General features: G+C 43.3%; 12 protein-coding genes. All 12 read right to left on the reverse strand.

Going from position 1 to position 13,627, the window contains the following annotated elements:
• Window positions 1-8: 8 nt before the first annotated feature.
• The gene (gene bcp, locus C1A07_RS04545) at window positions 9-470 is read right to left on the reverse strand and encodes a thioredoxin-dependent thiol peroxidase (protein WP_101876054.1); all 462 of its coding nucleotides are present in this window, start codon (window positions 468-470) and stop codon (window positions 9-11) included.
• Between the two features lie 54 nt (window positions 471-524).
• On the reverse strand, window positions 525-2,054 hold the full coding sequence (gene abc-f, locus C1A07_RS04550) for a ribosomal protection-like ABC-F family protein (RefSeq protein WP_101876055.1): 1,530 nt from the start codon (window positions 2,052-2,054) through the stop codon (window positions 525-527).
• A 619-nt stretch (window positions 2,055-2,673) separates the two neighbouring features.
• Window positions 2,674-3,621 (reverse strand): bifunctional riboflavin kinase/FAD synthetase, encoded by a 948-nt coding sequence (locus C1A07_RS04555; protein ID WP_101876056.1) that lies wholly within the window; start codon window positions 3,619-3,621, stop codon window positions 2,674-2,676.
• A gap of 1 nt (window position 3,622) precedes the next feature.
• Window positions 3,623-4,519, reverse strand: coding sequence for a tRNA pseudouridine(55) synthase TruB (gene truB, locus C1A07_RS04560; RefSeq protein WP_101876057.1), 897 nt, complete (start codon window positions 4,517-4,519; stop codon window positions 3,623-3,625).
• Between the two features lie 11 nt (window positions 4,520-4,530).
• A complete protein-coding gene (locus C1A07_RS04565) occupies window positions 4,531-5,484 on the reverse strand; it encodes a DHH family phosphoesterase (RefSeq protein ID WP_180952284.1) in 954 nt (317 codons plus the stop codon).
• A gap of 18 nt (window positions 5,485-5,502) precedes the next feature.
• A complete protein-coding gene (gene rbfA / locus C1A07_RS04570; protein ID WP_101878041.1) occupies window positions 5,503-5,895 on the reverse strand; it encodes a 30S ribosome-binding factor RbfA in 393 nt (130 codons plus the stop codon).
• Between the two features lie 38 nt (window positions 5,896-5,933).
• Window positions 5,934-8,759: a translation initiation factor IF-2 gene (infB, locus tag C1A07_RS04575; RefSeq protein WP_101876059.1), complete on the reverse strand. Its 2,826-nt coding sequence runs from the start codon at window positions 8,757-8,759 to the stop codon at window positions 5,934-5,936.
• The gene (locus C1A07_RS04580) at window positions 8,746-9,111 is read right to left on the reverse strand and encodes a L7Ae/L30e/S12e/Gadd45 family ribosomal protein (RefSeq protein WP_408609815.1); all 366 of its coding nucleotides are present in this window, start codon (window positions 9,109-9,111) and stop codon (window positions 8,746-8,748) included. Before C1A07_RS04580 ends, infB begins: the two co-directional genes overlap by 14 nt.
• Window positions 9,071-9,343, reverse strand: coding sequence for an RNase P modulator RnpM (gene rnpM / locus C1A07_RS04585; RefSeq protein WP_101878042.1), 273 nt, complete (start codon window positions 9,341-9,343; stop codon window positions 9,071-9,073). The genes C1A07_RS04580 and rnpM overlap by 41 nt, the downstream gene beginning before the upstream one ends.
• 22 nt (window positions 9,344-9,365) lie before the next feature.
• Complete coding sequence (nusA, locus tag C1A07_RS04590) at window positions 9,366-10,526, reverse strand: transcription termination factor NusA (RefSeq protein WP_101876061.1); 1,161 nt, start codon at window positions 10,524-10,526, stop codon at window positions 9,366-9,368.
• A 21-nt stretch (window positions 10,527-10,547) separates the two neighbouring features.
• Window positions 10,548-11,012 carry a ribosome maturation factor RimP gene (locus C1A07_RS04595; RefSeq protein ID WP_101878043.1) on the reverse strand — a complete coding sequence of 155 codons (465 nt, stop codon included), beginning with the start codon at window positions 11,010-11,012 and terminating at the stop codon, window positions 10,548-10,550.
• A 199-nt stretch (window positions 11,013-11,211) separates the two neighbouring features.
• The gene (locus C1A07_RS04600) at window positions 11,212-13,344 is read right to left on the reverse strand and encodes a glycogen debranching protein (protein WP_101876062.1); all 2,133 of its coding nucleotides are present in this window, start codon (window positions 13,342-13,344) and stop codon (window positions 11,212-11,214) included.
• Window positions 13,345-13,627 lie beyond the last annotated feature (283 nt).

The raw sequence follows: 13,627 nt of genomic DNA on the forward strand, positions 1-13,627 counted from the left end.
TTTTTCTATTATTTTTCCTGTAGATACTCTAATATTTCAGCTGCATTTGTATCCGGTTTCACCTTTGGATACACCTTTTCAATCACCCCTTCCTCATTAATAATAAACGTACTTCTCACAACTCCCATAGATACCTTTCCGTACAGCTTCTTTTCCTGCCACACATCAAAGCCCTGAATGGCTGTCAATTCAGGGTCTGACAACAAGATAAAGGGAAGCTCATATTTTTCTGCAAACCGCTTGTGGGAAGCCTGGCTGTCCTTGCTGATTCCTATTACAGGAATTCCCAGCTCCTGAAACCTTCCATAAGCCGCCCCAAAGGCACAGGCCTCTTTTGTACAGCCAGGCGTATTATCCTTGGGATAAAAATATACTACTACCTTTTTTCCTAAAAAATCAGAAAGCTTTACCTCTTTGCCGTCCTTGTCCGGCAGGTGAAAATCCGGCGCTTTTGTACCTGCTTCTAACATAAAAATCCTCCTGTTTGTTTTCTGTCATTTTACTTCATTATACTCTAATTATATTTACAAATGCAATTCCTTTGTGGATATTTTTTGTGCAAATATCTGATCGTGCTCTACGAAAATCATTGTTGGTTTATACTTTTCAATTAAATTCTCCAGCTGAATTCTGGAAAATACGTCAATATAGTTTAAAGGTTCATCCCAAATATACAAATGCGCCTTTTCACATAAGCTGGCTGCTAAAAGCACTTTCTTTTTCTGCCCCTCACTAAATTCCTCCATATTTTTCTGAAATTGATCCCTGGAAAAATTAAGCTTTCTCAGCACAGTTAAAAATAAAGTTTCATCCAGCTTATTCTGCCTGATAAACTCATAAAGACTTCCCCTTAAAAATTCCGCCGACTGAGGCACATAAGATATTCTCATCCCTGAAGCCGCCCTCCACTCCCCCTGTATATCCATGGAGTTTACTTCCTGCCGGCCTTTATCCCCAAAGCCTGCGGCCTGCAGGACTGCCTTCAGCAGGCTGCTTTTTCCACAGCCGTTTTTGCCTGTAAGGACAATTCTATCTCCCTCACAAAGAGACATATTTAAATCTGTACATACATTTTTCCCGGTTTTTTTGTACTGAATATTCACATTACGAAATTCTAAAAGGCAGGAAGCGTAATGTTTTTCCGGAAATAGCTTTAAATCTTCCCCCGTCTCCAGATTTTTCAGCAGCTTCTTTTTATCTTCAATGGCTTTTTCCTGCCTATTTTGAAGGTTTTTCCGCCTCATCTGCATCCGTCTGGACTTTTCCCCAATGTAAGCTCTTGTGTCAATACACTGTTCATATACTCTGGACTTTCTTCCGATTTTTGTGGACTCCACCTGATCTGCCCACTGTCCTGCCTGGCGGGAGCTTTCTGTTAATCTTTTAATTTCCTTTTTCAGCTTACTATTTTCCTTCAGTTCAAACTCATCCCGGCGTTTCTTATTTTCATACCAGGAAGAAAAATTTCCTTTTTCCACCTGAATGTCCGCCTTGTTAATTGCTAAAATATGATCAATACAGCTGTCCAGAAAGGCTCTGTCATGGGAAACTAAAATAAATCCCTTTTTGGAGTTTAAATAATCTGCCACAATTTTTCTGGACTCCTTATCTAAATGGCTGGTAGGCTCGTCAATCAGCAAAAAGGCATTGTCCTTTAAAAACAGTACTGCCAACAGCACTTTTGCTCTTTCTCCATAAGAAAGAGTGGAAAACTGCCTGTAAAGCACTTCCTCATCCACCTGAAGCTTTGACAATTCCTTTTCCAGCTGCCACAGCTCACAAAAAGGATTTATCTCATAAACGATTTCTAAGGTTTCCTTGTCTATATCCTTTACTTTATATGGAAAATACTCAAACTCCACAGCCGCGCATATTCTGCCCTTATACTCATACCGGCCCATAAGCAGGTTTAAAAACGTAGTTTTCCCCCTTCCGTTTCTTCCTGTAAAGCCTAGCTTCCAGTTAGTATCCAGCTGAAACTTTACATCCTCAAATATATTATCGTAAGAACCTTCATAGGCAAAAGTAAGATTTACTACTTGTATCATCGACATACTGCATCCCTCCTGACTATTTCCAGGCATAAAAAGTGTGCGCTTTAGAGTACATTCGCAAAGCCTTTTTTGTTTCATAGGACGCAATTTCCTATGAAATAAAAAACGGTGCAAAACCGGCCGCACTTTATGCCGCCTGCTTTACACCGCTTCCTGTAAACTGCATATAAATCAATGACTCATATTCTCGCCATATGAACCAAGCTGTAATCTGAAAAAAGAAAAACCCTTTTCCATAATACAGATTTATAAATTTACAGTGGAAGAATGACTATCTGCAAACAACACAAAAACAGCCGGCCGCCTCTGCAGCCTGGAAAAACATTGCTCTGTTTTCTCTGTTCATTATTTGCAGGAAATAATCATTCTTACACCTCTCTTTTATTTTTGTATACTGTGCTTAACTACTGTTCACACTTGCTTTACTGTAACAAACCTAAAGCTGTTTGTCAATATGAAAAGACAAAAATCCCGGAGCGTTCCGGGATCTTAACAGATAGGAATAATAGATAGGAAAATAGAACTGAACAGGCAGTATCTCGTGATAACGGCCTAATATTATATACGCGGCCCATATAGCCCATGTTGCTATTTTTCTCTATATTTCTATCTTTTTCTACTATATTCGACAAATTTCGTCATGGTCTTTCAGAAAATTTAAGCCTTCTTCTTTGTCCTTTATAATCTGGGCTTTTAACTCATCTAAATTTTGGAATTTTATCTCCGATCTGAGGAAATGATGAAGTCTTACCTCAATAAGCTTTCCATATAGCTCCTGGCCAACGCCAAACATAAAGGTTTCCACACCTACTGGATATTCGCCTTTTACAGTAGGCTTTTTTCCCACATTAGTGATTCCGCCGTAGATTTTACCTTCCATCTTTACTGTAGATACGTACACCCCTAATTTAGGCAGATGCTTTTCTCCTGAAGGCAGAAGATTTGCTGTGGGAAACCCTAAAATGCTGCTTCCAATATGGTTTCCGCGAACTACTCTTCCGTGAATAGAATAAGGCCTTCCTAAAAGCTCATTGGCCTTTTCTATACATCCTTGATCCAGCATTTCCCTAATATAAGTGCTGCTGATATCTCTGTGATCTTCCTGCTCCTTTTCAATAACCTTTAAGGAAAATCCCAACTCAGGAGCCAATTTTTCCAAAAGCTTGGCGTTTCCTGCTCTCTTATAGCCAAAGCCGCAGTCTGTTCCTACAACAATAGCTTTGGCGTTCATCTGGCCTGTCAGAATATTTTTTACAAAATCCTCTGGCTGCATATGAGCCACCTGATCAGTAAAAGGATACTCAATCAGATAATCTACTCCCGCCTGCTCCAGAATATGACTTCTTTCCTCATTGGTGTAAATCACTGTCTGCTTTCCTCCAGTCACAACTGCCACCGGCGTTTCACTGAAGGTAAACACAGCAATCTTCCATCCTGTTTCTTTTTTGATTTTCACCATTTCTCCCAGAAGCTTTTGATGGCCTCTGTGGCGTCCGTCAAATTTTCCAATAGTAACTACTGTAGGCTCCTGTATCTGAAAGTCTTTTTTCATTCTTACGTATTCCATCCTACTGTCCTCCTGCAAAGATTTTCCTGGGCTGGAACCACTTTTTTTCCTCTCTGAATTGGTACAGGCCTATAAATTTTTCCCTGCTGTCGTACACCCGGACCATACCGCAAAAAGGCTCAGAAGATGTACAGGCAGGGGAAAACGGATTTCCGTTGTGCACCAGCTTATCAAATTCCGGCTTCATTTTTACAGCAGGATACTGTCCCAGCACAACGTCCACAGGAATAATTTTTTCCTCCAAACCGCCTGAGTCTCTCAGATTCTCAATTTCCTCCAGCTTCAGACTTTCTTCCAGATTAAAACCTCCTGTATTTGTTCTCAGCAGCTGCTCCATACATCCGCCGCAGCCCAGCTGCCTCCCTATATCGTGACATAAGGTTCTAATATAAGTTCCCTTTGAACAGCGGACTGTCATAATTACTCTGGGCAGCTGAATACTGTGAATTTCTATAGAAAGGATTTCCACAGGCCGGGCCTTCCTCTCCACAGTTTTCCCCGCCCTTGCCAAGTCGCACAGCTTCTGCCCGTTCACTTTTAAGGCTGAATACATGGGAGGAATCTGGTGGTAGGGACCTACAAATGACATTACTGCCTCCCTCACCTTTTCCTCGCCTACAGTTACCTCGCCTGAGGAAAGAACCGCCCCGCCTGCATCCTGGGTATCTGTTTCAATCCCTAAAAGCAAAACGGCGCGGTATGTTTTTTCCTTATCTGTTAAAAGCTCACACAGCTTTGTTCCCTGTCCCAGGCACACAGGAAGAACCCCTTCTGCGTCTGGGTCCAGGGTTCCTGTATGGCCTATTTTTTTCTGTCTCAGAATTCCTCTCAGCTTTGCCACTACGTCGTGGGAGGTAAATCCTTTTTCTTTATATACATTAATTACTCCGTCGTACATCCTGTTTTCCTCTATGCCAGCTGCTTTTCAATATGTTCAGCAAGATTGTTGATTACGTCGTGAATGCGGCCGCTCATATTACAGCCTGCAGCCCGTATATGACCGCCGCCGCCAAAAAATGAGGCGATTTTGCTTACATCCACTATATTGTTAGATCTCATGCTTACCTTAAATTCCTGGAAGGAGGTTTCGTACATGAAAATAGCGCACTCCACTCCGTCAGTAATTCTCAGCTGATCTACAATACCGTCCATATCCTTGCTGCTTACGCCGTAAAACTCCATATCTTTCTGGCGGACAACGCTGAAAATACATTTTCCATCCATAAATGTAACGCTTTCTAATAAAGCCCTGCCTAAAATCTGATTTTGCACATATGTTTTCTTGTAAAAGCTGTCAGAAATAATTTTGGAAAATGGGATTCCCTTAGATACAAGCATACCGGCCATATCCATAGTTTTCCTGGAGGTATTGCTGTGCTGAAATACGCCGGTATCGTGAACAATGCCGGTGTATAAGCATTCCGCCGTAGCCCGGCTGATTTTCTCTTCCCCAAATAAAGAGCAAAGCACCTCGCATGTGGAGCTGGCGTCAGGAACCACCAGATTGTCTTTGCCGTATTTTGTATTTGTAATGTGATGGTCAATTACTAAGCTGTCTTTTGCATTGTCCAGGAAAGGCTTAAAAATTCCCAGCCTGTCCCTGTCCCCGCTGTCCAGACAAATACAAAGATCTGACTTTGTATCTGTCTCTGGCAGCTCACATTTAATTTTATCAAAATCCCTGAGATACTGGAATTTTTCTGACGGATGATCCAGATAAACCTGGGAACTGATATTCGGGTAATGATCCTTTAGAAAACTGTACATACCCAGGCAGGAGCCTGCACAGTCGCCGTCTGGATTTAAATGTCCTAAAATAACTGCCGTCTTTACATTTTCCAGTTTTTCTTTCAGCAGATCCATCATATTCATTCCTCCTGTCTATGATTCTTCTGACTCTTCTCCGTTTTCACGCTCTCCAAGATCCTTTGTCACTTCATCAATCAATCTGGACATATTCACTCCATATTCAATGGACTGATCCAGCACAAAAGTGATCTCCGGAGTATTTCTCAGGTTAATTCGGTGAGCCAGCTCTCTGCGCACATATCCTACCGCGCTTTTCAGCCCCTTCACCGTCTCTTTTGCAGCTTCCTCATCTCCTAAAACACTTACATAAGCTTTGCAGTATTTCAGGTCCGGAGTTACATCCACAGACACTACTGTAGTCATAGGATGAATCCTGGGGTCCTTGATTTCTGTCCTTATAATCTCGCTGAGAGTTCTCTGGACTTCCATATTAGTTCTCGTATTCTTTATACTGTTTTTGCGCATATTGTCCTCTCTCATTCAGGAGAGGCGGGAAGGCCCTCCTAGCGGGGAACCTCCACCATGGTGTATGCTTCTACCATGTCGTCTTCCTGAATGTCATTGAATTTTTCAAATACAAGACCGCACTCGTATCCAGTGTTTACTTCTTTTACGTCATCCTTAAAACGCTTTAAGGAGGCAAGAGCGCCCTCGAAAATCTGCTCTCCGTCTCTTGTAATTCTGCAGGAGCAGCCTCTCTGGAACTTTCCGTCCATAATATAAGCGCCTGCAATTGTTCCTACACCAGAAGCCTTAAATGTCTGGCGGACTACTGCGTGACCGATTACCTTCTCCTCGAATACAGGGTCCAGCATACCCTTCATGGCAGCTTCCACGTCCTCAATTGCCTGATAAATTACACGGTACAGTCTTACGTCTACTTTTTCACGCTCTGCAATAGATTTTGCAGTTACATCCGGCCTTACGTTAAATCCAATAATAATCGCATTGGACGCAGAAGCCAGGGAAACGTCTGATTCATTAATAGCGCCAACGCCGCCATGAATTACCTTTACCATAACTTCCTCGTTAGAAAGCTTGGTAAGACTCTGTTTTACCGCTTCCACAGAGCCCTGTACGTCTGCTTTTACAATAATAGGCAGCTCTTTTACATTGCCTGCCTGAATCTGCGTAAACAGATCGTCCAGAGATAATTTTGATTTTGTCTCCTCCAGAAGCTTATTCTTTCCTTCAGAAATAAATGTTTCTGCAAAATGTCTCGCCTCTTTATCGCTGTCCATAGCCATAAAGATTTCTCCGGCTCCCGGCACATCATTCAGTCCCAGAATTTCTACAGGAGTAGACGGGCCGGCCTCTTTCACTCTCCGTCCCTTATCATCCATCATAGCGCGGACCTTGCCGTAGCAGGAGCCTACTGCAATATTTTCTCCTACGTGAAGAGTTCCCTTCTGTACTAAAATAGTAGCTACAGGGCCTTTTCCCTTATCCAGCTCTGCCTCAATCACAAGACCTCTGGCCTTTCTGTTTGCATTGGCCTTCAGCTCTTTTACCTCTGCAGTAAGCAGAATCATTTCCAAAAGCTCTGTAATTCCCTCTTTTGTATGAGCGGATACAGGCACGAAAATTGTGCTTCCGCCCCAATCCTCAGGAATCAGCTCATACTCAGAAAGCTCCTGTTTTACTCTGTCTACATTGGCGCTTGGCTTATCAATCTTATTTACAGCTACAATGATCTCAACTCCGGCTGCCTTTGCATGGTTAATGGCTTCTACAGTCTGAGGCATAACGCCGTCGTCTGCGGCAACTACTAAAATAGCAATATCTGTAGCCTGGGCGCCTCTCATACGCATAGCAGTAAATGCCTCATGGCCTGGAGTATCCAGGAATGTAATTTCCTGTCCGTTAATCTCCACTACATAAGCGCCGATGTGCTGCGTAATTCCGCCGGCCTCTCTGGCAGTTACATTTGTAGCCCTGATTGCATCCAGAAGAGATGTTTTACCGTGGTCAACGTGACCCATAACGCAGACTACAGGAGGTCTGCTGGTCATAGTATCCTCTGATTCTTCCTCTTCCTTTAAAAGCTCTTCAATAACGTCAACCTTAACCTCTTTTTCGCAAAGCACGTCGTATTCTAATGCGATTTCCTCTGCCTGCTCATAGTCGATTTCCTGGTTTAAGGTAACGATTTTTCCCTGAAGGAACAGCTTCTTTACAATAGCAGAAGGCTGCAGCTTCATTTTTTCAGCCAGCTCCTTAATTGTCAGAATCTCTGGAATTACAATAGATTTAATTGTCTCTTCCACCTTAGTTTCCGCCGGCTTTTGAGGCATCTGGAATGGATGCTTGGATACCTTAGTACCCTTAATTGGCATATCCTCTTCCCTGTCTCTCTTATCAAACTTATCATTTTTGTAATTATTTTTATTCTGTCTTGTACTTTGAGGCTTTGCCTGAATTGGAGTGTCAAAGGAAGAAGATGTCCTTGCCCCTCCGTCCCTTCTGCCTCCCTGAGGACGGTTTCCGTCTCTATTATCTCTGTTAAAGCCTCCCTGCGGGCGGTTTCCGTCTCGGTTATCCCTGTTGTAACCTCCCTGCGGGCGGTTTCCGTCTCGGTTGTCTCTGTTAAAGCCTCCCTGAGGACGGTTTCCGTCTCTATTATCTCTGTTGTAACCTCCCTGCGGGCGGTTTCCGTCTCTATTATCTCTGTTGTAACCTCCCTGGGGACGGTTTCCGTCTCTATTATCTCTGTTAAAGCCTCCCTGGGGACGGTTTCCATCTCGGTTGTCTCTGTTGTAACCTCCCTGAGGACGGTTTCCATCCCGGTTATCTCTGTTGTAACCTCCCTGCGGACGGTTTCCGTCTCTATTATCTCTGTTGTAACCTCCCTGCGGGCGGTTTCCGTCTCTATTATCTCTGTTGTAACCTCCCTGCGGACGGTTTCCGTCTCTATTATCTCTGTTAAAGCCTCCCTGGGGACGGTTTCCATCCCGGTTGTCTCTGTTAAAGCCGCCTTCTCTTCCTGCAGTTCCCTGTGCTTTTACAGGACTTCCCTCTCTCTGCTCTTTGCTTCCATCCCTGCTCTGAGACTGCTGGTTCTGCTGAACAGCGTTCTCCTGGGAGCGGGTTGGCCGCAGACTTCTCATCTGCTGAGAGTTCTGCGGGCGGAATACTGCTGCAATTTTCTTTTTAGGAGCCTCTCCCTCAGCAGGCTTTGCTCCGCCGCCTACTGATTTTTTTACCATGGCGATCTGATCATCACTAATATTTGACATGTGGCTTTTTACATCCACCTGATTATTCTGCAATATTTCTAATATCTCTTTATTTGTCTTTCCCAACTCTTTTGCCAGGTCATTCACTCTCATACTTACTACCTCCGTTCAAATTCAATTTCTTTACCATTGCCTTCGCAAACCCTTGATCCGTTACAGCCAGGGAAGTTCTCATTTCTTTTCCCATGGCCCGACCGAGTTCTTCCTTGTTACCAAAAATGCAGATCGGAACTTCATAGTAAGTACACATATTGGCGAACTTCTTTTTTGTATTATCTGAAGCCTCCCGGGATACAATCACCAAAAAGGCTTTCCCGGTCTTCACCGCTTTTTCTGTAGAAAATTCTCCGCTGGCCGTCCTGCCCGCCTTAGTGGCAAGACCGATGAGATTTAAAATACCTTTATTATTCTCCAAGCTGTCCCATCTCCTTTTCCAGAACTTCATAAACCTCTTTTGGAATGGTCATCTTAAAAGAGCGGTCCAGCCCCCTGTTCTTTACTGCCTTTTTCAGACATTCCACAGAAGGACAAATATATGCGCCTCTGCCGTTTTTTCTTCCGGTGGCGTCTAAGGTAATCTCTCCTTCTGCTGTTTTCAGAACCCGGATCATTTCTTTTTTATTTTTCATCTCGCCGCAGCCAACGCATTGTCTCTGCGGAAACTTTTTTGTACTCACTGTCATTCACATCCCATCCTGACTATTCCTGATATTCTTCCTGGTAATTATCTTCATTGTCACTCTGGTAGTCCTCGTATGCTTCTTCTCCATAGCTTTCTTCGTTTTCTACCTGACCTTCCAGTCCCAGTTCCTCAAATAATCCCAGCTCCCTGGCCTGTGTTTCACTCTTTATATCTATTTTGTATCCTGTCAGCCTTGCCGCAAGTCTTGCGTTCTGGCCTTCTTTTCCAATAGCTAAAGACAGCTGGTAATCCGGCACGATTACCTGGGCCTCTTTCTCATCCTCATCAGCCACAACACAGATTACCTTTGCCGGGCTGAGAGCATTTTCAATTAAATATGCCGGGTTATCGTCCCAGTTAATAATATCTATTTTCTCGCCTCTCAGCTCATTTACAATAGAGTTTACTCTGGCGCCGTTAATACCTACACATGCGCCCACCGGATCTACGTTTTCATCATTTGAGCTGACAGCGATTTTCGTTCTGGACCCTGCCTCTCTTGCAATGGCCCGTATCTCCACAGTGCCGTCCTTCACCTCAGCCACCTCAGATTCAAACAGCCGTTTTACCAGATCCGGATGTGTTCTGGAAACAGAGATTCTAGGGCCCTTAGGAGTATCCTTTACCTCCAGAATATAAAGCTTAATTCTTTCTGTAGGTTTAAAAACTTCTCCCTTTACCTGCTCTGTCTCGTTGAGAATAGCATCTACTCTGCCTAAATTGATGCTGATATTCTTTCCAAGATATCTTTGCACAATGCCTGTTACAACATCCTTTTCCATGTTGTAGTATTCATTGTAAAGAACCTTTCTCTCTTCCTCCCTGATTTTCTGGAGAATGACGTTTTTCGCATTCTGTGTGGCAATTCGTCCAAATTCCTTTGACTTAATAGGAATCTGTACAATATCGCCCAAATCATATTTTGGATCAATCATTTTAGCCTCTGCCAAACTGATCTGCAGCAGATCGTCCTCCACTGTCTCAGACACTTCCTTTTCCGCGTAAACAGAAAAATCGCCTGTAACAGGATTAATATTTACCTTTACATTATCTGCTTTTCCAAAATGGTTCTTGCAGGCTGTTAAAAGAGAATTTTCTATTGCCTCCAGCAAAGTATCCTTGCTGATATTTTTCTCCTTTTCCAGCATATCAAGTGCTTCCATCAGTTCCTTGTTCATCTCTTTATCCTCCTACCTGTCTCAGAAATCAAACGCCAGCCGGATCAGGGCAATTTCAGGACGGTTAAACAAAATCTCATTGCCGTCCTCCTCAATCGTCACCGTGTCCTTGTCAAAAGCCTTTAAAACACCTGTAAATTCCTTCCGCTTGTCTCTGGCCTTATAAAGCCGGACCTCCACGTCTTTTCCAATGCTTCTGATAAAATCCTTTTCTTTTTTCAAAGGTCTTCCCAGCCCTGGAGAGCTAACCTCTAAAATATAGCTTTCCTCAATAAAGTCCTCTTTGTCCAGCCACTCTCCCAGCCTTCTGCTGATTACCTCGCAGTCGTCTACAGAGATTCCGCCTTCCTTATCAATATAAGCTCTTAAATACCAGGTGCCTGCTTCCTTTACATATTCCACATCTACCAGTTCAAATTTATGCTCTTCCATAAGAGGGAGGAGAAAAGACTCCGTCTTCCATTCATATGTTTCTTTTTTTGTCATCATTACCACCTCTTTTCCTGGTATTTTCTGATCGTCCTTCCGAATCACAGAAAATTGCCTCTAATGATTCAAAAAGAGTGGACTGACGTCCACTCTTTTTATAATCAGTTTATCATGTTATCGTATGTAGTATATCACTGAAATATGTGAAATGCAAGGTTTTTATCTTTATTTCTCATATTTCTAAGGTTTTAGGGGTCTAAATCTTCTTTACTGTAAAAACTGCCACTGATCTGGGACGAAGGATAAACGACCTGTCGATTCTGGTTTCTTCCCCTTCTCTGTAAAAATATCTATTTTGCCCGTCTCCATATGTATTCACGCTTAAATACCAGTTTCCCGCCATACCCAGATCTGGAAGAGTGATGGCCACATCTTCCCAATAAGTATTTACAGATACATAGACAATGTCGTCCCTGCCCTTTTTTTTGTCATATCCTGCAAAGCTTACGGAAAAGGTTCTGGTATCCTTGGAAATAGTCGTTTTCTCCGCCATTACATCATGGACGAGAAGTCCGTCCATGCCGCACACTGCGTCAGGCAGCTTTTTTTGAATAATAGGATGCTGAAACCGAAAGTAAATCATAAACTTAAAAAACTCAAAAAGCTCTCTGTTTTTCTCTAACAGCCCCCAATCCAGCCAGGAGATTTCATTGTCCTGGCAGTAGCAGTTATTATTTCCAAACTGTGTATTTCCAAATTCGTCCCCTGCCAGAAACATAGGAGTTCCCCTGCTGCACATTAACACTGCACAGGCGTTTCGTATCATACGGTACCTTAATTTCAGCACCTCCGGGTCCTCTGTCTCTCCCTCCGTGCCGCAGTTCCAGCTTCGGTTATCATTTCCCCCGTCTGTGTTATTCCATCCGTTAGCCTCATTATGTTTATCATTATAAGAATATAAATCGTACAAGGTAAATCCGTCGTGGCAGGTGAGAAAATTTATACAAGAATTGTACCCTGCATAGCTGCCGTTATAATCAGAGTAAACTCCGCCGTATAAATCTCCTGACCCGCAAATACTCCAGGCTGCCGTCCAGGCGTTCCAACTGTCTCCTTTTAAATACCCTCTTAGGCAGTCCCTGTATCTGCCATTCCACTCCGCCCATCTTTTGCTGGCCGGGAACCTTCCTACCTGATACATGCCGCCCGCATCCCAGGCCTCTGCAATTAACTTTACATTTCCTAATATAGGGTCGTATGCCAGGCTTTTTATAAGAGGAGGATTGCTCATAGGCGTCCCGTCTTCATTTCTCCCCAAAATGCTGGCTAAATCAAACCGGAATCCATCTACCCTGTAATTCACCGTCCAATGTCTTAAACATTCTACTATCAGCTGCTGCACAATAGGATGATTACAGTTTAGTGTATTGCCGCAGCCGCTGAAATTATAGTAATTGCCCTCTGGAGTCAGCATATAATAAATCTTGTTGTCTATTCCTTTAAACGAAAAGGAAGGTCCCAGCTCGTTGCCTTCTGCTGTGTGGTTAAACACAACGTCCAAAATTACTTCTATTCCGTTGTCGTGAAACGTTTTTATCAGCTTTTTTAATTCTGTTCCTTCTTTATTTGGCTCCTCCACCGCGCTGTAACTGGTATTGGGAGCAAAAAATCCAACTGTGTTGTAGCCCCAATAATCCAGAAGCTGTTTTCCGTTCACTGTTCTGGCATTCATAGTTTCATCAAATTCAAATATAGGCATCAGCTCCACTGCGTTGATTCCTAATTCCTTTAAATAAGGAATCTTTTCCTCCAGCCCTGCAAATGTTCCCCTGTGCTGTACCCCTGAGGACGGATGGCGGGTAAAGCCTCTTACGTGCAGCTCATAGATTACCAGGTCGCTCATTTCCCTGTTAGACTGCGGCATAGCTCCCCAGTCAAAGGTGTCCTTTACCACTCTGGCATGGTATGTTCTTTTCTTCCCTTCACCCCACACGCTTTGACCGGCTACCGCTCTGGCGTAAGGGTCCAGGAGCACGTTATTTTTGTCAAATAAAAGTCCCTGTTCAGGGCGGTATTCCCCGTCTATTCTGTAGGCATATTCAAAATCCTCAATATTCAGGCCGAAAACAATCATAGAATATACGTCCCCTATTTTGTAGGACTCCGGGAAAGGCAGAACTGCATAAGGCTCCTCCTCTCCATTGTGAAACAAAAGCAGTTCACAATTTGTGCCTGCGTGAGTGTGAATTGTAAAGTTTACGCCTCCCTGGAACGCCATGGCGCCGTTTACGTCAAACAGCCCCGGCCTGACTGGAAAGCCTCCAATTTCAGCCATAGGTACAATGGGACCGGAATAATCAATAGGATATTTCTGACCGTATAATTTCATTTTTTCTCCGCCTTTGCCTTTTGCCCTTTATTTTATCATATTCTTTCAGATCCTGCTATTTCATTCTTGCAGTTTTCATCTTTCTTTTATATAATATTCTTGTCCATCGGTTCTGGGAGGAGTGCGGGCTATGTCCCGTACAGCTGGTGTCTAAGCTCACTTTAAAAAAATCCCTTAGAAACACGCAGCTGCCGAAGGACTTTTCTTTTGCACACTCTCCTGTCCTTCACATATCATAGATTATGTAACATGTAAAAAATGTATCTATGGATACAGGGAGGCA

It is taken from the genome of Lachnoclostridium edouardi (assembly GCF_900240245.1).
Classification (GTDB): Bacteria; Bacillota; Clostridia; order Lachnospirales; family Lachnospiraceae; genus Lachnoclostridium_A; species Lachnoclostridium_A edouardi.